12 protein-coding genes and 6 pseudogenes are annotated in these 19,618 nt (G+C 55.7%); 7 read left to right on the forward strand and 11 right to left on the reverse strand.

All coding sequences use genetic code 11. The features are described from left to right. The 3 genes and pseudogenes from ACA068_RS29770 to ACA068_RS29780 all read left to right on the forward strand — a co-directional run. Entirely contained in the window at positions 1 to 1,122 is a 1,122-nt protein-coding gene (locus ACA068_RS29770) for a ParA family protein (RefSeq protein WP_497310782.1), read from the forward strand. Next, positions 1,119 to 2,153, forward strand: coding sequence for a ParB/RepB/Spo0J family partition protein (locus ACA068_RS29775; protein ID WP_497310783.1), 1,035 nt, complete (start codon positions 1,119 to 1,121; stop codon positions 2,151 to 2,153). The genes ACA068_RS29770 and ACA068_RS29775 overlap by 4 nt, the downstream gene beginning before the upstream one ends. 84 nt (positions 2,154 to 2,237) lie before the next feature. After that, a pseudogene (locus ACA068_RS29780) lies at positions 2,238 to 3,250 on the forward strand (IS3 family transposase); the annotation flags it as partial. Positions 3,251 to 3,310: 60 nt separating this feature from the next. On the opposite strand, the gene ACA068_RS29785 reads toward ACA068_RS29780, so the two are convergent. Further along, the gene (locus tag ACA068_RS29785) at positions 3,311 to 4,507 is read right to left on the reverse strand and encodes an IS256 family transposase (protein WP_497303600.1); all 1,197 of its coding nucleotides are present in this window, start codon (positions 4,505 to 4,507) and stop codon (positions 3,311 to 3,313) included. Between the two features lie 121 nt (positions 4,508 to 4,628). Here ACA068_RS29785 and ACA068_RS29790 point away from each other — a divergent pair. Together ACA068_RS29790 and ACA068_RS29795 are read left to right on the forward strand one after the other, a co-directional pair. After that, a pseudogene (locus tag ACA068_RS29790) lies at positions 4,629 to 4,790 on the forward strand (IS3 family transposase); the annotation flags it as partial. Positions 4,791 to 4,905: 115 nt separating this feature from the next. Next, a protein-coding gene (locus ACA068_RS29795; RefSeq protein ID WP_497304932.1) for an IS3 family transposase occupies positions 4,906 to 6,122 on the forward strand; the annotation gives its coding sequence in 2 pieces (ribosomal slippage) (positions 4,906 to 5,251 and positions 5,251 to 6,122; 1,218 coding nt in all). A gap of 374 nt (positions 6,123 to 6,496) precedes the next feature. Here the strand turns inward: ACA068_RS29795 and istB (ACA068_RS29800) are convergent. The 3 genes and pseudogenes from istB (ACA068_RS29800) to ACA068_RS29810 all read right to left on the reverse strand — a co-directional run. After that, positions 6,497 to 7,252, reverse strand: coding sequence for an IS21-like element ISPsy14 family helper ATPase IstB (gene istB, locus ACA068_RS29800; protein WP_497310704.1), 756 nt, complete (start codon positions 7,250 to 7,252; stop codon positions 6,497 to 6,499). 20 nt (positions 7,253 to 7,272) lie between these two features. Next, a pseudogene (istA, locus tag ACA068_RS29805) lies at positions 7,273 to 8,786 on the reverse strand (IS21 family transposase). A gap of 202 nt (positions 8,787 to 8,988) precedes the next feature. Then, a pseudogene (locus tag ACA068_RS29810) lies at positions 8,989 to 9,399 on the reverse strand (transposase); the annotation flags it as partial. 163 nt (positions 9,400 to 9,562) lie between these two features. Between ACA068_RS29810 and ACA068_RS29815 the strand changes: the two are divergent. Then, positions 9,563 to 10,312: an IS5 family transposase gene (locus tag ACA068_RS29815; RefSeq protein WP_497309286.1), complete on the forward strand. Its 750-nt coding sequence runs from the start codon at positions 9,563 to 9,565 to the stop codon at positions 10,310 to 10,312. Between the two features lie 54 nt (positions 10,313 to 10,366). On the opposite strand, the gene ACA068_RS29820 is transcribed toward ACA068_RS29815, so the two are convergent. The 7 genes and pseudogenes from ACA068_RS29820 to istA (ACA068_RS29850) form a co-directional block, all read right to left on the reverse strand. After that, on the reverse strand, positions 10,367 to 10,858 hold the full coding sequence (locus ACA068_RS29820; RefSeq protein WP_497310784.1) for a hypothetical protein: 492 nt from the start codon (positions 10,856 to 10,858) through the stop codon (positions 10,367 to 10,369). Between the two features lie 29 nt (positions 10,859 to 10,887). Continuing rightward, complete coding sequence (locus ACA068_RS29825; RefSeq protein ID WP_497310785.1) at positions 10,888 to 11,433, reverse strand: glycoside hydrolase family 19 protein; 546 nt, start codon at positions 11,431 to 11,433, stop codon at positions 10,888 to 10,890. 419 nt (positions 11,434 to 11,852) lie between these two features. Continuing rightward, entirely contained in the window at positions 11,853 to 12,188 is a 336-nt protein-coding gene (locus ACA068_RS29830; RefSeq protein ID WP_497310786.1) for a phage holin family protein, read from the reverse strand. Positions 12,189 to 13,702: 1,514 nt separating this feature from the next. Next, positions 13,703 to 14,719, reverse strand: a pseudogene (locus ACA068_RS29835) (IS256 family transposase); the annotation flags it as partial. Between the two features lie 313 nt (positions 14,720 to 15,032). Then, complete coding sequence (locus tag ACA068_RS29840) at positions 15,033 to 16,010, reverse strand: IS5 family transposase (protein ID WP_497310714.1); 978 nt, start codon at positions 16,008 to 16,010, stop codon at positions 15,033 to 15,035. 124 nt (positions 16,011 to 16,134) lie between these two features. Further along, on the reverse strand, positions 16,135 to 16,890 hold the full coding sequence (gene istB / locus ACA068_RS29845) for an IS21-like element ISPsy14 family helper ATPase IstB (RefSeq protein ID WP_497310704.1): 756 nt from the start codon (positions 16,888 to 16,890) through the stop codon (positions 16,135 to 16,137). Positions 16,891 to 16,910: 20 nt separating this feature from the next. Next, positions 16,911 to 18,432 (reverse strand): annotated as a pseudogene (gene istA, locus ACA068_RS29850) (IS21 family transposase). A gap of 332 nt (positions 18,433 to 18,764) precedes the next feature. Here istA (ACA068_RS29850) and ACA068_RS29855 point away from each other — a divergent pair. After that, positions 18,765 to 19,514: an IS5 family transposase gene (locus tag ACA068_RS29855; protein ID WP_497309286.1), complete on the forward strand. Its 750-nt coding sequence runs from the start codon at positions 18,765 to 18,767 to the stop codon at positions 19,512 to 19,514. The last annotated feature ends 104 nt before the right edge of the window (positions 19,515 to 19,618 follow it).

Consider the following 19,618-nt stretch of genomic DNA (forward strand, 5'->3'; position numbering starts at 1 on the left):
ATGAATGCAGCTACTGAACAACTCGATCAATACACCTTCACAGACTTCGCTGCCTTGAGATACAGCCCGAAATTTGCAGCGGAAAGCTTGCAGATCAGTAAGCAAACCCTAAAGGCGATCGAAAAGGATAACGACCTCACAATCGACCGCATTCGTGGGCCTGTCGGTGTTCGTAGTTACTCACTGGCGGATTTGTTTCGTATCGCTGCAATCCGGCGCCAAAATGGCAATACTAAAGGCCTTAGTCGCCAAGTCACTTTCAGCACCTATGTACAGAAAGGCGGCACGGCTAAGACCACGACCACGTGCAACATAGGGATTTTGTCCGCACTTGCTGGCTATAAAACCTTAATCATCGACAACGATCCTCAGGCAGACGTTTCCAGCATGCTGGGGTATGACCCAGATCAGACGACTGAGGAATTGGCCGAGCTCGGGTTGCCGGTGGACCGCGCAGTTGAAGGCCATTTGGGAAACCTCATGCAACTCGGGTCTACATTCCCAGCTATGGATCTGAGTCAGGTGATCAGGAAGCCTTTCGGCGAGGATGGCCCTCACCTAATTCCCGCTTTCGATTCACTCGATGATATGGATATTGTTCTTCGTAATGCGCATGTCGCTGATTTTCGCTATTCGCTCTTCATTGAGAAGGCTCGCCAAGGCAAGTTCCCGCATTGCGACCTTTCCAGCTATGACGTGATCATTATGGACAATGCCCCCTCAGGCACCATGCTTTCGCGTAACAGTCTTGCTGCTGCGGATTTTTTGTTGTGCCCCATTCGCATGGACAAGTTTTCGTTTCGCGCCCTTTCCCGACTGGCGTTCAAGATCAGTGACATGAGCCAGGACTTCGGGCGTGCTCCTGAAATCATTGCCATTCCTACGATGTACATCAAGAATCGTCCGCGCATTCAAGCCAATTTGGCCAGGCTTTCCTCGCTGTTCCCGGGTAAGGTGACCGAGCAACAGTTGATCCATTCCGAGGACTATTCGAAGTGCTTGGAGGAAGGCATTCCGCTGGTGCTTTGGAAACAAGGCTCCGAAAACTCCCTCGGCGCCTTCCGCAAGGTCTTTGACGAAGTAATGGACCGCGCCAAATCCGTGCTGGAGAAATCCAAATGAGGAAAACAGCTCCTATCGGTCGCCCAACAGTCATTTCTGCCGAGGGTAGTAGCATTCAGGGAGTCTCAGTACCAAAGCATATCCCTGAAGCCAACCTGAAGCCGATGGGCGAAGTTCTTCGTCAACTCGGGCTGGCTGATGAAGAACCAGCCAAAACGTCACCACCTCAGAACGGTGCGTCGGTGTCCACTACACGGCACTTTGAGCCGGGCCCTACGGATGTCGCGCTCGCCGGGGAGAAATTTCCCGGCGAAGTCATGTTTCTTCAGATGTCGAAGATTCGAAAGGGGAAGTATCAGCCCCGGCGAGTATTTGACCAGGAGAAGCTTGCCCTACTCGCGAATACCATCGAAGACAACGGCGGACTCAACAACGCAATCGTCGTGCGGCCGTTGTCGGATGGAAACTACGAGCTGATAGCCGGCGAACGTCGCTTCTTGGCGCACGAGTTGTTACGCAAACACACCATCTACGCCCTTGTCCGTCAGCTCACTGATGAAGAAGCGGCCGTACTGTCCGTTGCGGACAACGACGCACGCGAAGACCTCACCGATTTCGAACGTGGCGTTAGCTACAAGCAGTTGCTCGACGACAAGATTGTTCAGAACCAGACAGAGCTGTCCCGCCGGGTTGGTCGTAGCATGGCGACCATCAGCCGGTGCCTGGCGTACTTCAAGCTACCCGCGCCAGTCATTGGGATGCTTGAGGAAAATCCGGAACTCATCGGTAACAGGGTAGTGGCTGATCTGGTCGCGCTATCTGACCATGGCCATACCGAGACGGTCATTGCGGCTGCCTCAAGGATTCGAGACGGCTCCTCCCAGGACAGCTCTATCAACTGGGCCAAAAGCGAAGTCCGTAAAAAGGAACATCCGCACACCCCGTCGCCTCCCAAGCACATCGCTTATAAGGAGCGCACCCAGCTGGATGCTCGCATTGACGGGCGTAAAGTGATCCTGACTCCACCAAAAGGTGTCAATCCAGAAGACGTCCTGAAGTATCTGGAAGAGATGCTTAAAGCCCCTTCGTAGCAAAGCCTTCTCAATCGATATGTAGTGGTCTAATGAAACCGGACACCCATTTAGGCGAGAATGCTCGCCAGATCGAGGTGTCAGATGACCAAACAACGTCGTTCCTTTTCTGCTGAATTCAAACGCGAGGCTGCCGACCTCGTGCTTAAGCAAAACTACAGCTACATCGAAGCCAGTCGTTCACTCGGCGTCGGCGAGTCGGCCCTGCGCCGTTGGGTTGACCAGGTTCAGACAGAACGCCAAGGCGTCACCCCGCAAAGCAAAGCGCTGACCCCGGAACAGCAAAAAATTCAGGAACTGGAGGCCCGGATCGCCCGCCTTGAACGGGAAAAATCGATATTAAAAAAGGCTACCGCGCTCTTGATGTCGGAAGATCACGAGCGTACGCGCTGATCAATCAGCTAAGTGTCCATGAGCCGATTGATTGGCTGTGCAACGTGTTTGAAGTCAACCGCTCAAGCTATTACGCCCACCGCCTCAGGCGCCGAACGCCTGATGTTGAACGGCTTCGATTGCGCAGCCGAGTGAGCGAGTTATTTTCACAAAGTCGCAGTGCTGCCGGCAGCCGTAGCATTCTCTCGTTGATGCGTGACGATGGTGAGCAACTCGGTCGATTCAAAGTGCGCAGCTTGATGCGTGAGCTTGATCTCGTCAGTAAACAGCCAGGTTCTCATGCCTATAAACGAGCGACGATTGAACGGTTGGATATCCCGAACATCTTGAATCGGGAGTTCAATGTCCCGGCACCCAATCAGGTGTGGTGCGGCGACATCACCTACATTTGGGCTCAGGGGAAATGGCACTATCTGGCGGTCGTGCTGGATCTTTGCGCGCGTCGGGTGGTGGGCTGGGCATTGTCGGAAAAGCCGGATGCCGAGCTGGTTATTAAGGCCCTGGATATGGCTTACGAGCAACGAGGAAGGCCTCAGGGCCTGCTATTTCACTCGGATCAAGGGTCGCAATATGCGAGTCGTTTATTTCGCCAGCGGCTGTGGCGTTATCGCATGCGCCAGAGCATGAGTCGCCGGGGAAATTGCTGGGACAATGCGCCGATGGAGCGCGTGTTCCGCAGCTTGAAAACTGAATGGATACCGACCACGGATCGTGTCCCTGGACGTGGTGTAACTCCCGTGTTCTTGGCTGTTGAGTTTGATGCCTCAGTTAATTATGGCTGATAGTTTAGCCGTGGGGTTGTCACTCACCGCCTGGAAGCCTTCCAGCTGCATGTAGCGCTTCTGCAGGCTCCATTCGTCGTTCTGCTCCAGTAGCATGGCGCCGACCAGGCGCACGATGGCGGCGTCGTTGGGGAAGATGCCCACCACGTCGGTTCGCCGCTTGACCTCGGCGTTTAAGCGTTCCAGTGGATTGGTGCTGTGGATCTGTTGCCGGTGGGCCTTGGGAAATGTCATGTGCGCCAGGACTTCGTCCTCGCTGGCATCCATCAGCTGGCTGATTTTCGGGTACTTTTCGCGTAATTGATCCGCCACGACACGCCATTGCCGGCGTGATTCGGCCTCATTGTCCTGGGCAAAGACCGTGCGCAGCAGGGCCGCCACCATGGTGCGCTGGCCTTTGCCCACATGGGCCATGGCATTGCGCATGAAATGGACCCGGCAACGTTGCCAGGTCGCGTTGAGTACCTTAAAGATCGCGGCCTTCAGGCCTTCATGAGCGTCGGAGATCACCAGCTTTACGCCCCGCAGTCCTCGCCGCATCAGGCTGCGCAAAAAATCCGTCCAGAACGGTTCAGCCTCCGAGGGGCCTACGCGCATGCCCAGCACTTCACGACCTCCGTCAGTGTTGACGGCCACGGCGATTATGACGGCGACCGAGACGATCCGTCCGGCCTCCCGCACTTTGACGTACGTCGCATCGATCCACAGATAAGGCCAATCTCCTTCGATGGGGCGATCCAGGAAGGCGTGCACACGCTCATCGATTTCGCCCGCGAGTCGTGAAACCTGGCTTTTGGAAATCCCGGTCATGCCCATGGCCTTGACCAACTCGTCGACCGATCGCGTTGAGACGCCTTGGATGTAGGCCTCCTGAATGACCGCGGCCAAGGCCTTTTCAGCGGTGCGGCGCGGCTCCAGGAAGCCAGGGAAGTAGCTGCCACTGCGCAGCTTGGGGATGCGCAGATCCACGTCACCGGTGCGCGTCTGCCACAAACGGTCCCGATAGCCGTTGCGGCTGTTGGTGCGCTCCATGCTCTTGATGTCGTAGCCGGCGCCGCACAGGCCTTCAACATCGAGTTCCATCATGCGCTGGGCGACAAATTGAATCATTTGCCTGAGCAAATCGACGTCAGCCCCTTTCTCCAGCAGCTCGTTCAGTGAGACAGTAGGTTTGGTCATCGTGGTTCTCCCGGTTCAGGTTAGGTCTTTGCAAACTCAACCTTAGCCAAGAACCACGGTGACCCACTTCTTTCGCCGCAAGGCGCCTTCAGCTGGTTTCAGTTACACCACTTCCAGGGACACGATCCCGACCACGGGTTACAGAACTGCTCAAGAAGCCCAACGCGATATCAGCCATTTCTTGATGCATCGGTACAACTGGATTCGGCCCCATCAATTCAACGGTGGGCTGGCGCCAGCTCGGGCCGAAGAAAAACTTAACGTCGTGTCCGGGATTAGTTGACCACTACAATAATCGCCACTGGAGACGGTGGCGTGATTTCGTTCATGGACGAGCCCCATGAAAGACAGGACACCGTTTCCCCCTTAAGATAAGGGATAGGCAAACGGTTATGTATATGACTAATAGTAGTGATAAGGGTGGGGAGCTGCTGGGCCAGGAGCGTCGTCGCCGTTGGAGCCCAGAGCAAAAGCTGGCGATGGTTCGCGAGAGTCTGCAACCAGGACAAAGTGTTTCGGTCGTGGCCCGGCGCCATGGCGTGAATGCCAACCAACTCTTCCAATGGCGCAAGCTTTATCAGAATGGCAGCCTCTCGGCGGTCAGTGCCGGAGAGACCGTAGTGCCGGCTTCTGAATTGGCCGACGCACTCAAACAGATCCGTGAGTTACAACGGATGCTGGGCAAGAAAACCATGCAAGTCGAGATCCTTCAGGAAGCCGTGGAGATTGCTCGGTCGCGAAAATGGATTGCGCACTCACCCTTGTTGCCGGGGGACGACCTGTGAAGCTGATCAGTGAAAGTCTCGGTGTAGCGCGCTCGCAATTAACGGTTCGACTCAAGCCAGCTGCACGGCCCGCAAGGCGTCGTCCAAGAATGGACGATGCCGCTTTGGTCAAAGAGATTCAGTCTGAAGTCAGTGAGTTGCCCAGCTATGGCTACCGCCGTGTGTGGGGTTTGCTCCGTCGTCGGCGCGAACAACAAAGTCAGGCGCCAATCAACGTCAAACGGGTCTATCGCGTGATGCGCGATCATCAGTTACTGCTGGAGCGTCGAATTAAACAGCCCGGAGTGGCGCGCCGCCATGAAGGCCGCATCGCAGTGGCCACCAGCGATACCCGCTGGTGCTCTGACGGGTTTGAGTTTCGCTGTGAAGACGGCGACAAGCTGAGCGTGACCTTCGCCCTGGACTGCTGCGACCGCGAAGCCATCGGCTGGGTGGCCAGCCCGACGGGGTACAGCGGCGACGATATCCGCGATCTGATGCTGGAAGCGGTGGAAACACGCTTCGGTGAAGAACCGCCTGCCACCCCGGTGCAATGGCTGAGCGATAACGGCTCGGCCTACATCGCTGAACAGACACGCCAGTTTGCCCGACAGATCGGTTTACAGCCGGTGACGACACCGGTGCGCAGCCCGCAGAGCAACGGCATGGCCGAGAGCTTCGTTAAAACGATGAAGCGCGACTACGTCGCGCACATGCCCAAACCTGACCGGGAAACCGCCTTGCGCAACCTGACGGTTGCCTTTGAGCATTACAACGAGGAGCATCCGCACAGCGCTCTAAAATACCGTTCACCGCGGGAGTTTAGGCGTTTGGCAGCGGCATCAATTTAACGGGGTATTGGTGTCCGGTTTAGCAGGGGCCAGTCCACTCCACAGCTTCCCTCTGTTCGTCATTGAGCCTCATTGCTCCCTCAACCAATTAATCGCATTAACGATGTACGAGGGCACCGTTCCCGCCAATTCCACATGGCGAGCTGCGACTTGGGCGAATCGCCCCTTCCCGAAGCGCTTGGCAGTTCGGAGGACCTTATTCCTCAGCTCTACGGGTACAGGATCTAACCCGAGCAGATCGTGACGTTCCAGCGCCTCACGCAGTCGTGGTGCGCATTCCACGCCATCCGGCCACCCAGCCCACCAACATCCGGCCACCTATTCCACGCTCATCCGGCCGGGCAGTCGGAGCGCAGCGACGCAGGTTTGTATTGTTAGTCTGAAGTCTCTGTCGCCGTCAATTTCGTTGCGCGTCTGCGCATCGATTCGCCCTTCAGTTCGATCCGATAAGCGTTGTGCACCAGCCGGTCGAGGATCGCATCGCCCAAGGTTGGATCGCCGATCAGCGCATGCCATTTGTCCACTGGCATCTGGCTGGTCACTAGCGTCGAGCGGTTGCCGTAGCGGTCGTCCAGCAGTTCAAGCATGTCGCGCCGTTGCGCAGCGGTAAACGGCGCCAAGCCCCAGTCGTCCAGGATCAGCAAATCGGTCTTGGCATAACCCGCCATCAGTTTCGCGAAGCGGCCGTCGCCGTGGGCCAGGCCTAGTTCTTCCATCAAGCGCGGCAAGCGCAGATAACGCACGCTGTAACCGTCGCGGCAGGCCTTATGAGCCAGCGCGCAGGCGAGCCAGGTTTTGCCTACGCCAGTTGGGCCGCCGATGATCAGGTTCAGGCCGTCGCGCAGCCACTGGCCGCTGCCCAGTTGCAGGATCAGGGACTTGTCCAGACCGCGCGGGCTGCGGTAGTCGATGTCTTCCAGGCAGGCGTTATGGCGCAGTCGTGCAGCCTTGAGGCGAGTAGTCAGGCGTGCGTCTTCGCGCTCGGTCAGCTCGCGGTCGACCATCAGACCGAGGCGTTCGTCGAAGCTGAGATCGTTGATGTCAGGCGTTGCGTGTTGTTCGCCAAGCGCCTTGATCATGCCGTGCAGGCGCAGGGTTTGTAGCTTGTCGAGTGTCGGGGTGGGCAGCATTTTGGTGCTCCTTTTTCAGGTCAGTGGTAGTAGCCAGGGCCGCGCAGATTGATGTGTTCTTCGGGCAGTAACGGCAGGTTTGGCTGGGCAAGCGGCAGCCGTTCCAGCCCTTGGCGCAGGATCGATTCCAAGCTTTTGTAGCTGCACGCGCCCAGTGCCAGCGCTCGCTGGCAAGCGGCTTCCAGCCGCTCTTCGCCGTGCTGTTTGCTCAGGCGCAGGATCCCCAGGCAGGCGCGGAAGCCGTGCTGCGGATGGATTCGGCGTTCGAGGATATGAGCGATGACACCAGCGGTGTTCGGCCCGGTCTGCTCAGCCCAGTGGATCAGTCGCTGCGGCGTCCATTCGGCATGTTCGCGGTGACTTTTGGGCATGTGCTCGGTTTGGGTGGTGTGGCGGCCTTTGTGCATGGAGCGCAGATGGCTGGCCACCCGCTGGTTGGCGTGGAAGCACTCGACGGTCTTAGCGGTTAGCCGCACTTCGAGTGGGTGCTTCACCAGCTGGTACGGAACCGAGTAGTAATGGCCGTCGACCTCCACGTGGTAGTCGATGTGCACTCGCACCTTTTTCCATTCGGCGTAGACATACGGATGTTCTGGTAGCGGTTGCAGTGCGGGTTGGTCGATGGTCTCGAAGGCCGAGCGGCGTGAGCCGGGCAGTTTCTTGAAGGGCTTCTGATTGAGGCGATCCAGCAGCAGCGCGATGGCTGTGTTGAGTTCGCCCAAGGAGAAGAACTGGCGGTTGCGCAGCACCGCCAAGATCCACCGCTCGACTACCTGTACGCCGACTTCAACCTTGGCTTTGTCCTTGGGTTTACGCGAGCGCGCGGGCAGCACGGCTACGCCGTAATGCTCGGCGAGATCGCGGTAACTGGGGTTGATATCCGGCTCGTAGCGATGCGCCTTGGTGACGCCGCTGCGCAGATTGTCCGGTACCAGGATCTGCGATGTACCGCCGAGAAAGGCGAAGCAGCGTACGTGCGAGCCCAGCCAGTCGGGCAGTTTCTGCGACCAGGTGGCCTCGGCGAAGGTGTAGCTGGACGCGCCGAGGACGGCGACGAAGATCTGCGTCTGGCGGATCTCGCCGGTTCGCCGATCAATGACCGGCACGGTCTGGCCGGCGTAATCGACAAACAGCTTTTCTCCGGCACGGTGTTCCTGGCGCATGACCACGTCGACCTTGGCAGCCCAGAGGCGGTAGTGCTCGCAGAACCAGCTGTACTGGAAGCCTTGCGGATGGGTGAGCCGATACTCTTGCCAGAGCAGGGCCAAGGTGACGCCGGGGCGACGTAACTCGGCATGGACATGAGCCCAGTCCGGCATCGGACGTTGATCGCTGGGAACCGTCGGCGCTGGCGGAATAGACATCGCTCCAGTTCGGCGTCCGGCAACTGCGTGGGCCAAGTCAGCCCGCAAGCGTTGAAGCGGTGCAGGTAATTGCCGGCACTGCCGCTGCTAATGCGCAGGCTGGTAGCAATTTTACGCACGGACAGGCCGGCGTCGAACTTTAGGCGTAGTACCTCTCGGATTTTACGCATGGATATACGCTCCACGACGACCTTTCGCTTCGAGAAAAGAGGTCGATGGTAGTGAATAATCCTGCGGTTGCTGCCTGCCTGAGCTTGGGTCGGATCAGTGAGAGATCACTGCCCAAGTGCTCGTGGAATGAGTGTCCAAGTCAGCGTGGAATCGCTGTCCAAGTGTTCGTGGACTGGGTGTCCAAGTGCGCATGGAATCCCCACCCTGGCGTAACAGCAAGCCGCGATCGCCCAGATAGCCATTGATGACCTGCAAAATCCCGCCGGCCAGCTCATGTTTTTCCAACAGATGGCGGAAATTGAGGATCGTGGTTTCATCGGAAATTCGATCCAGATGCAGCCCCGAAAACTGGCGCAGAATCGTGGTCTCGTAAAGTGCTTCTTCCATCGCCGGATCGCTGTAACCGAACCAGTTCTGCATCAGATGAACCCGCAACATGGACAGCAACGGATACGCCGGACGACCGCCTTCACCCTTTGGATAATGCGGCTCGATCAAGGTAATCAAACCCTTCCAGGGCACGACCTGATCCATCTCGATCAGGAAACGCTCGCGGCGGGTCTGCTTACGTTTGCCGGCATACTCGGCATCGGCGAAGGACATCTGTTTCATCGGGGCTCAACCGTTGGGTTCGTGTGAGGTGCGTATTTCACCAAATTTGGAAGTCTTTTTCAGAGTTTCCCTAGGGTCTGTTCCCGTTTCCATCTAAGTCATTGATATATAAGAGCAAGCTCGTATCGTTGTAGCTCTCACACAAAACCAATACGAGCTTGCAATGCCCCGATTACTGCTCAGTGATGAGCACTGGTCGAAGCTGCGGGAAATTCTGCTGCACAAGGCCATCTACAACAAGCGCGATCTACGGATGACCGTCGAAGGCATGCTGTATCGCATGCGCACAGGATGTCCCTGGAGAGACTTGCCCGAGGCCTTTGGAAGCTGGAGCAAAGTCTACAAGCGTTTCAATGCCTGGTCCGCGTCAGGTAAGTGGCTCAAGGTTTTTCAGGCGCTGGTAGCTGAACCGGACATGGAATGGGTTTTCATCGATGGCAGCTATGCCAAGGCCCACCAGCACAGTGCCGGTGCTGCCAGTGGCAAGGATGAGGCAATAGGGAAAAGTCGAGCAGGCAACACCAGCAAGATCCACTTGGCTGTAGATGCCTACGGGCTACCCGTCGTATTTGAAATCACGGGTGGCCAGATCAACGACTGCACACAGGCGCCTGCGTTGATTGCCAAGGTTCCCACTGCCGAAACAATCATTGCGGACAAAGGCTATGACAGTGAGGCCATACGTGAACAGGTTGAACAACAGGGCGCCAAAGCCGTGATTCCGAGAAAACGCAACTCGGTGAAAGGCAATGCGGATCTGGATAAAGAGCTTTACCGCAACCGGCACCTGGTAGAAAACGCCTTTGCCCGGCTGAAGCACTATCGAGCGGTCGCATCGCGATTCGACAAACTCAAGAGAAATTACGAAAGCGTGGTGGCTATGGCTTGTGCCTTCCTCTGGCTACCCATGTGAAACGGGAACAGCCCCTAGTGACGATAAATATTCGAAACCACAAAACTGTAGCGCCTACTTAAAGTCAAATTTCTTGGCCAGAGCCTGATCACGCTGTTGCAGGTACGCAAGTTTTAATGCGCAGTGATCGGCGTCTGCGGCAAGAGCCGCAAGATCTGCTGCAACCGCAGGATGAAGCTCGGCGGTGTCGGCACCATCGCCCACGACGCTGGTGGGGGCGACGGATGACATCCCACTGGCCCATACCGGGCTGACAACCCGGACTGACAACCGCTGGCTAGCAGTAGCGAGATCAACGTTGAGACGCTGGGCGGTGTTCTGAACATCCTGGACCTCCTTAAAGCGGCGGTGCTCCAATTGACGGAGTGCTTCAGCCAGTTGAGCATTGCGCTTTTGCTCCTGGGCGATGGCGTGGCTGGTGACGCTCGAACGTTGCGTTTCGTTTTCGGCTACTTGGGCCGTGATACTGGCAATTTCGGCGTTGTATCGATTGGCCTGCCAGTGCCAGACCACGAAAGCACCGACACTGGTGAGTGCCAGCGCCAAGAAGCCGTGGAGTCGTCCGCTCCACGCACTCACTTTAATACCGACAGCGCTAAACGATAAAAGACCAAGCGCTCAGGGTATCCGTTGAGACCGCCGTTGATCCGGCGAGTAATCGATTCAAATTCCCCCTCATCCGCCAAACGGTTTAATCCTTTGGAGTGCCAAAACCAGGCCGCGGAAAGGCAAGCATATTCGGGCAGTTCCAGCCATTGGGGGTGATTGATCAAGTCGAGCGCTAACGCCTCGCCGCACTGGCGATAGTTACTTAATCCTGTGATCTGAATGAGCCCGCGTCCGCAATATAATTGGCCGTCCCCATCCGCTTCAGGGGAATTACCCAAGCGCATGGCGAGCTCACCGGTATCGTACCGCTGAAGGTATGTCTGACTGCCCATTTCACGTAAGTAGCGTAACTCACCCGATTCGTGACCGATTTGAGCAATGAAAGCGGCGACACGATCTTTGGTATTAATGTGATATTGATCCATCGCCTTGTTGAGCAACGGGGCAAAAAGCCCCGCGGCCGGACCTGACCGAGGAAGAATCGTAGAAAGTTGCAGAACTGTAATTGCCATGAGTCAATACCTTTATATTAATGGATCACTCGCAAACCAAGGTCTATACCCCAACAGCCAACGTACAGCACCCCATCTGCAACACCAGTGCGTGTATATTCGTCGGTCACATACGGCTATAATACAGGTTAAAAACCTTAAATTCGAAAAAACTCAGATCAAAGGCATTTAACGACTGCGCGAAGTAACACATAACTATTACAACTTTCAGTCGCCAAAATGACACAAATCATCCCCGCAAGCATGTAGCTGATTGGGAGGCCCAGCTCGTGCGTGCATATCTTGTCACTCGAAAACCGCCGGAGCTTTTCATCTACACATTTAATATGATCGTAGTATTCAAAGCCACGCGCTGAAAAGCCCCCCCATAGAGACCGTCTAATAAAACTACTCAATGACGCTCTTACCGCTACGGGGTCTTATTTGGCTTTTGGTTCATCGTCAGAACCTGGTCCGATTTTAAGCCTTTTATAAATATAATCCTGCAGCAACATTAAAGTAGCATCCGCCCCCAGCCAACCGCACAAGCCAATGATGACACCTGAAATATCCGGAGGGATACCAAGTGAACGACAACCCAGCAGAACCAGATACCCGGCAAATGCCGCGCCTACACCTTGCAATACTGTTTCACCGACACGAACCGGTTGTTGAGCGCCTAGACGACGCATCATATGCCCTAATACACCACCGATCGCAGCAATTGAAACAAAAATCCATGTGCGCATTATTTCCTCCATACTTTTTTCGTCCATATTTTCGCGTCCAAATAAATCAACCTTACGAGCGGCGTAGAATAAACCGTTAATCACCCTTAAAGCTGATTACGCTTCTACGATTAACACCCCTAATAACAAGCAGCACTAAACCATCCGATAAAATAAGTGAAGCGCTGCATGACTCAAGCGGCCTGCAAGCGTTCCCGCCGTGAGACTCAATCCCCGTCTCTAATACAGCGTATTTATAGCGAGCGTTGCGCATCATTGGCAATGACAAAGTCTATTAGCGGAGCCGGGTAGCGACCACGACTCATTGTGTGGTACTCGGTATTCCGTCAACACATCACCAGTGTGCTGTTCTCGAAATCTTCAAGTCACTCGGTACAAATTAAAACCCATCGTTCACGCGCTATGATCGTGCTCAACATCTCCGCGACCCTACATACAAAACTTACCGAGCAGCCTTCGTGTCGGGCAATAATGTCGGGGTGACGGATCATACCCAACACTCATCTTGGCCCCGATGTCAGGCGCCATGGCCGAAGCACGGAGAAACGGTAAGTAATCCATTTTGGGAACACCTACTGGTTTCGCTCACTCTGACATTGTAGAGCCCATACGCGAGCAGTTACTGCCCCTTTGACCGCCGAGATCGCATTCAGTTTTTTCAATGACTTAATTATTTTTATACATACAAAATATTTCAAAGAAATCGCCAAACTTAACCACGAAAGCTGGGAAGTCTAATATCGGATTTCCCCTTGAGTTACTTTTTACTTTGTGGCGTATTAACATGCTTCACTGCAGTCGTGCGTTTAACGCGCCGCTGCAGTGGTGATGTGGAGGGGGACCAATCTTGAAGAGCTGAGCTTATTTGCAGTTGCACCAAGCCTGTCTTAATCACAATAAGGAAATAAAATGACCACGTCCGGCTCCCAGAATCTCAAACGTTGTGAAAAATGTCAAAACCCGGCGAGACTATCCAGTATTTACGCACATGGATAGAGTAGCATGGAACATTTAGGATTGCAGACGACGGAGATAAGATATCCAGCGTTGATAAACGAGCAATAGTTTCAGTCGAAGACGGTGCTTGGCAAATGATTGTGGGAGGGCATAGAACAATCAACATAATTTGCGCTGACGGAATTGTTTGGCTTGACAACACGCTGCCCGAAGATGCCCAAGAGCCCACGCAATACAAGACTATTTCGCGCACTCAGTACTACGAACTTCCGATCAACCCCACTTCGCTCTCTGCGCTTGACCCTCAGTTCGTCAATGGGATGTTCGACTTTGTAAGTCGTAGCACAAGCGAGATATCACATAATTGGTTGACTCAATGTACCAATGATAGCTATAAAAAATAAAGGCCTTCCTGGAGTGGATTGATTCACTACCACGCAGTATCAAAGAAAAATTCACCATGATATTTTTCATAAGTTCCATCACTGGCGAGTGGTGTCCCAGATTTTGTGTATACGGGATTTCTATTAAACCGTTAACAGCCGATCTTCAAACTGGATACTGAAGCGATTCAACGCCGCTTTCTAGTCCCGGATCGGCATTGTCCACTTCTTGCTGATGTTATTCAGCGCCAGATGAAACAGCTTCATTACCGCCTCACCGGTCGGAAATGACGCACGGGTTTTGATTTCTTTGCGCAGGCTCATGTTGATCGATTCGACGGCGTTGGTGGTGTAGATCACCTTGCGAATTTCGGCTGGATAGTCAAAAACGGGATCACCCGAGCCCAGTTTCGTCACCATGACAGGCTGATCAATTGGTACTCGGCGTCCCATTTTGCTTCAAATTCGTCGAGCCGTTGTTCAGCCAACTCGGCAGTGGCCGAGGTGTAAATCAGCCTCAAGTCAGCCGCGACTTCCTCCTGCCGTTTCCACGATACGAAGTTCAAACTGTTGCGCACCATGTGCACGATGCACAACTGAACGACTGCCTTCGGGTAGACCGTTTCAATCGCCTCAGGGAAGCCTTTGAGGCCGTCCACGCAGGCAATGAAGATGTCCTGCACGCGCCGATTCTTGAGCTCGGTTACCACTTGCAGCCAGAATTTGGCGCCTTCGGTTTGCGCGATCCACAAGCCCAGCACCTCTTTGTGACCCGCCATGTTGACGCCGATGGCCAGGTAAACCGCCTTGTTGCGCACAGCGCCGGCATCACGCACTTTGACGTGAATGCAGTCCAGATAGAGGATCGGGTACAGCGCGTCCAGCGGTCGGGCCTGACAGAGTTTGACCTTGTCACTCACCGCGTCGGTAATCGCCCGAGATGAGGCTGGGAGAGACCTCGGTGCCGTACATTTCCTGCAAGTGCGCCTGAATTTCTCTGACGCTCAAACCACGAGCGTAGAGCGAGATGACTTTGTCATCGAAGCCCGTCCAGCGGGTTTGATTCTTGGTCCCCAGCTGCGGCTCGAAGGACGCCTGCCGATCGCGTGGGATGTCGAGCGGCAGTTCGCCGAAGTCGCCCTTGAGGGTTTTACCGCTGTGGCCATTGCGCGCATTGACGGCAGCGTTGGTGATCGCGGCGCTTTTGTCGTGCCCCAGATCCGTTTACACAAAACTAATTACCCCCTCCCTGGCACGAACGCATACTGTGCAACACAATTCTTCCCACAAACTGGCTTTACGGCAGCCAGAACTTACGTATTGAATTATGGCGGAGCTGTATTTTCAAAGCTTTATATGTATTGTATACGGTAAAAAAATCCCCTAGGGAAGGTCTGAAGTACCCACGGATTTTTGATGCCCTCACTACTTGATGCTCAAAAAATCATAAGCCGGTCGAAAATCAGACCTTCTTGTCCTTAATTCACGGTTCTTTCCTCTAATCGCGCTGTTTCAGGGCGATTAACCCGCATTACAGACGCACCTCGCCCATGCCCATCAACCGTTTTCGCACCATCCACAAGTTCGACAAAGCGAACAACGTTGTCTGCTGCGCGATATTTTTCGACAAGCCACGAAAGCGCACTTTCGTATAACCAAACTGGCGCTTGATCACGCGAAACGGGGGCTCAACCTTGGCCCGCACCTGCGCTTTCGCGTATTCGATCTTGCATCGCATGCGCCCGATCAGACTCTTTTTTGCGTGCTTTTTATAGCTGCTTGGCCGGGCGGCAATCGACCAGATCATCTGGCGACCCTGATGTTCGGGACGCTTGTCTACACCGGTGTAACCGGCATCGCCAGAGACGTACGTTTCATCACCATGGAGCAACTGATCGACTTGAGTCATGTCCGCCACATTGGCCGCCGTGCCCACCAGGCTATGCACCAAACCCGTCTCGGCATCGACACCGATATGCGCTTTCATTCCGAAGAAATATTGATTTTCTTTCTTGGTCTGGTGCATTTCGGGATCGCGTTTGCCGTCCTTGTTCTTGGTCGAACTGGGCGCATGAATGATCGTGGCATCGAGGATGGTGCCCTGGCGTAACAGCAAGCCGCGATCGCCCAGATAGCCATTGATGACCTGCAAAATCCCGCCGGCCAGCTCATGTTTTTCCAACAGATGGCGGAAATTGAGGATCGTGGTTTCATCGGGAATTCGATCCAGATGCAGCCCCGAAAACTGGCGCAGAATCGTGGTCTCGTAAAGTGCTTCTTCCATCGCCGGATCGCTGTAACCGAACCAGCTCTGCATCAGATGAACCCGCAACATGGACAGCAACGGATACGCCGGACGACCGCCTTCACCCTTTGGATAATGCGGCTCGATCAAGGTAATCAAACCCTTCCAGGGCACGACCTGATCCATCTCGATCAGGAAACGCTCGCGGCGGGTCTGCTTACGTTTGCCGGCATACTCGGCATCGGCGAAGGACATCTGTTTCATCGGGGCTCAACCGTTGGGTTTGCGCATTCCACGCCATCCGGCCACCCAGCCCACCAACATCCGGCCACCTATTCCACGCTCATCCGGCCGGGCAGTCGGAGCGCAGCGACGCAGGTTTGTATTGTTAGTCTGAAGTCTCTGTCGCCGTCAATTTCGTTGCGCGTCTGCGCATCGATTCGCCCTTCAGTTCGATCCGATAAGCGTTGTGCACCAGCCGGTCGAGGATCGCATCGCCCAAGGTTGGATCGCCGATCAGCGCATGCCATTTGTCCACTGGCATCTGGCTGGTCACTAGCGTCGAGCGGTTGCCGTAGCGGTCGTCCAGCAGTTCAAGCATGTCGCGCCGTTGCGCAGCGGTAAACGGCGCCAAGCCCCAGTCGTCCAGGATCAGCAAATCGGTCTTGGCATAACCCGCCATCAGTTTCGCGAAGCGGCCGTCGCCGTGGGCCAGGCCTAGTTCTTCCATCAAGCGCGGCAAGCGCAGATAACGCACGCTGTAACCGTCGCGGCAGGCCTTATGAGCCAGCGCGCAGGCGAGCCAGGTTTTGCCTACGCCAGTTGGGCCGCCGATGATCAGGTTCAGGCCGTCGCGCAGCCACTGGCCGCTGCCCAGTTGCAGGATCAGGGACTTGTCCAGACCGCGCGGGCTGCGGTAGTCGATGTCTTCCAGGCAGGCGTTATGGCGCAGTCGTGCAGCCTTGAGGCGAGTAGTCAGGCGTGCGTCTTCGCGCTCGGTCAGCTCGCGGTCGACCATCAGACCGAGGCGTTCGTCGAAGCTGAGATCGTTGATGTCAGGCGTTGCGTGTTGTTCGCCAAGCGCCTTGATCATGCCGTGCAGGCGCAGGGTTTGTAGCTTGTCGAGTGTCGGGGTGGGCAGCATTTTGGTGCTCCTTTTTCAGGTCAGTGGTAGTAGCCAGGGCCGCGCAGATTGATGTGTTCTTCGGGCAGTAACGGCAGGTTTGGCTGGGCAAGCGGCAGCCGTTCCAGCCCTTGGCGCAGGATCGATTCCAAGCTTTTGTAGCTGCACGCGCCCAGTGCCAGCGCTCGCTGGCAAGCGGCTTCCAGCCGCTCTTCGCCGTGCTGTTTGCTCAGGCGCAGGATCCCCAGGCAGGCGCGGAAGCCGTGCTGCGGATGGATTCGGCGTTCGAGGATATGAGCGATGACACCAGCGGTGTTCGGCCCGGTCTGCTCAGCCCAGTGGATCAGTCGCTGCGGCGTCCATTCGGCATGTTCGCGGTGACTTTTGGGCATGTGCTCGGTTTGGGTGGTGTGGCGGCCTTTGTGCATGGAGCGCAGATGGCTGGCCACCCGCTGGTTGGCGTGGAAGCACTCGACGGTCTTAGCGGTTAGCCGCACTTCGAGTGGGTGCTTCACCAGCTGGTACGGAACCGAGTAGTAATGGCCGTCGACCTCCACGTGGTAGTCGATGTGCACTCGCACCTTTTTCCATTCGGCGTAGACATACGGATGTTCTGGTAGCGGTTGCAGTGCGGGTTGGTCGATGGTCTCGAAGGCCGAGCGGCGTGAGCCGGGCAGTTTCTTGAAGGGCTTCTGATTGAGGCGATCCAGCAGCAGCGCGATGGCTGTGTTGAGTTCGCCCAAGGAGAAGAACTGGCGGTTGCGCAGCACCGCCAAGATCCACCGCTCGACTACCTGTACGCCGACTTCAACCTTGGCTTTGTCCTTGGGTTTACGCGAGCGCGCGGGCAGCACGGCTACGCCGTAATGCTCGGCGAGATCGCGGTAACTGGGGTTGATATCCGGCTCGTAGCGATGCGCCTTGGTGACGCCGCTGCGCAGATTGTCCGGTACCAGGATCTGCGATGTACCGCCGAGAAAGGCGAAGCAGCGTACGTGCGAGCCCAGCCAGTCGGGCAGTTTCTGCGACCAGGTGGCCTCGGCGAAGGTGTAGCTGGACGCGCCGAGGACGGCGACGAAGATCTGCGTCTGGCGGATCTCGCCGGTTCGCCGATCAATGACCGGCACGGTCTGGCCGGCGTAATCGACAAACAGCTTTTCTCCGGCACGGTGTTCCTGGCGCATGACCACGTCGACCTTGGCAGCCCAGAGGCGGTAGTGCTCGCAGAACCAGCTGTACTGGAAGCCTTGCGGATGGGCGAGTCGATACTCTTGCCAAAGCAGGGCCAGGGTGACGCCGGGGCGGCGCAACTCGGCGTGAACCCATGCCCAGTCGGGCATCGGACGCTGATCGCTGATCGCTGGGAACGGCGGGCGGCGGTGGAAAAAGCCGCCGTTGCAACTCGGCGTCCGTTAACGCAGACGGCCAAGTCAGGCCGCTGGCAGCAAAGCGATTGAGGTACTCACCGACGCTGGCTCGACCCACTTGCAAGCTGACAGCGACCTGGCGGGCAGATAGGCCGACCTCGAACTTGAGACGTAGCACTTCTCGAATCTTACGCATGGATAACCGCTCCACGACGACCTCTCAGCTTCGATAAAAGAGGTCGATGGTAGTGAATTAATCCTGCGTTGCTGCCTGCTTTAAGGGTGGCCGGATGAGCGTGGAACGGGTGGCCGGATCACCGTGGAATCAGTGGCCGGATGTTCATGGAATACGCGGCCGGATGGGCGTGGAATCCGCAGTTGGGTTCGTGTGAGGTGCGTATTTCACCAAATTTGGAAGTCTTTTTCAGAGTTTCCCTAGGGTCTGTTCCCGTTTCCATCTAAGTCATTGATATATAAGAGCAAGCTCGTATCGTTGTAGCTCTCACACAAAACCAATACGAGCTTGCAATGCCCCGATTACTGCTCAGTGATGAGCACTGGTCGAAGCTGCGGGAAATTCTGCTGCACAAGGCCATCTACAACAAGCGCGATCTACGGATGACCGTCGAAGGCATGCTGTATCGCATGCGCACAGGATGTCCCTGGAGAGACTTGCCCGAGGCCTTTGGAAGCTGGAGCAAAGTCTACAAGCGTTTCAATGCCTGGTCCGCGTCAGGTAAGTGGCTCAAGGTTTTTCAGGCGCTGGTAGCTGAACCGGACATGGAATGGGTTTTCATCGATGGCAGCTATGCCAAGGCCCACCAGCACAGTGCCGGTGCTGCCAGTGGCAAGGATGAGGCAATAGGGAAAAGTCGAGCAGGCAACACCAGCAAGATCCACTTGGCTGTAGATGCCTACGGGCTACCCGTCGTATTTGAAATCACGGGTGGCCAGATCAACGACTGCACACAGGCGCCTGCGTTGATTGCCAAGGTTCCCACTGCCGAAACAATCATTGCGGACAAAGGCTATGACAGTGAGGCCATACGTGAACAGGTTGAACAACAGGGCGCCAAAGCCGTGATTCCGAGAAAACGCAACTCGGTGAAAGGCAATGCGGATCTGGATAAAGAGCTTTACCGCAACCGGCACCTGGTAGAAAACGCCTTTGCCCGGCTGAAGCACTATCGAGCGGTCGCATCGCGATTCGACAAACTCAAGAGAAATTACGAAAGCGTGGTGGCTATGGCTTGTGCCTTCCTCTGGCTACCCATGTGAAACGGGAACAGCCCCTAGGGGGTGTTCTCATTTGAGCTAATTAGTGCCATTCGATACCCTTGAGCTATTTGGGGGTAACTGGTGAGCCGCTATAGGTTGCGTGA

Source organism: Pseudomonas sp. LBUM1660 (assembly GCF_059695935.1).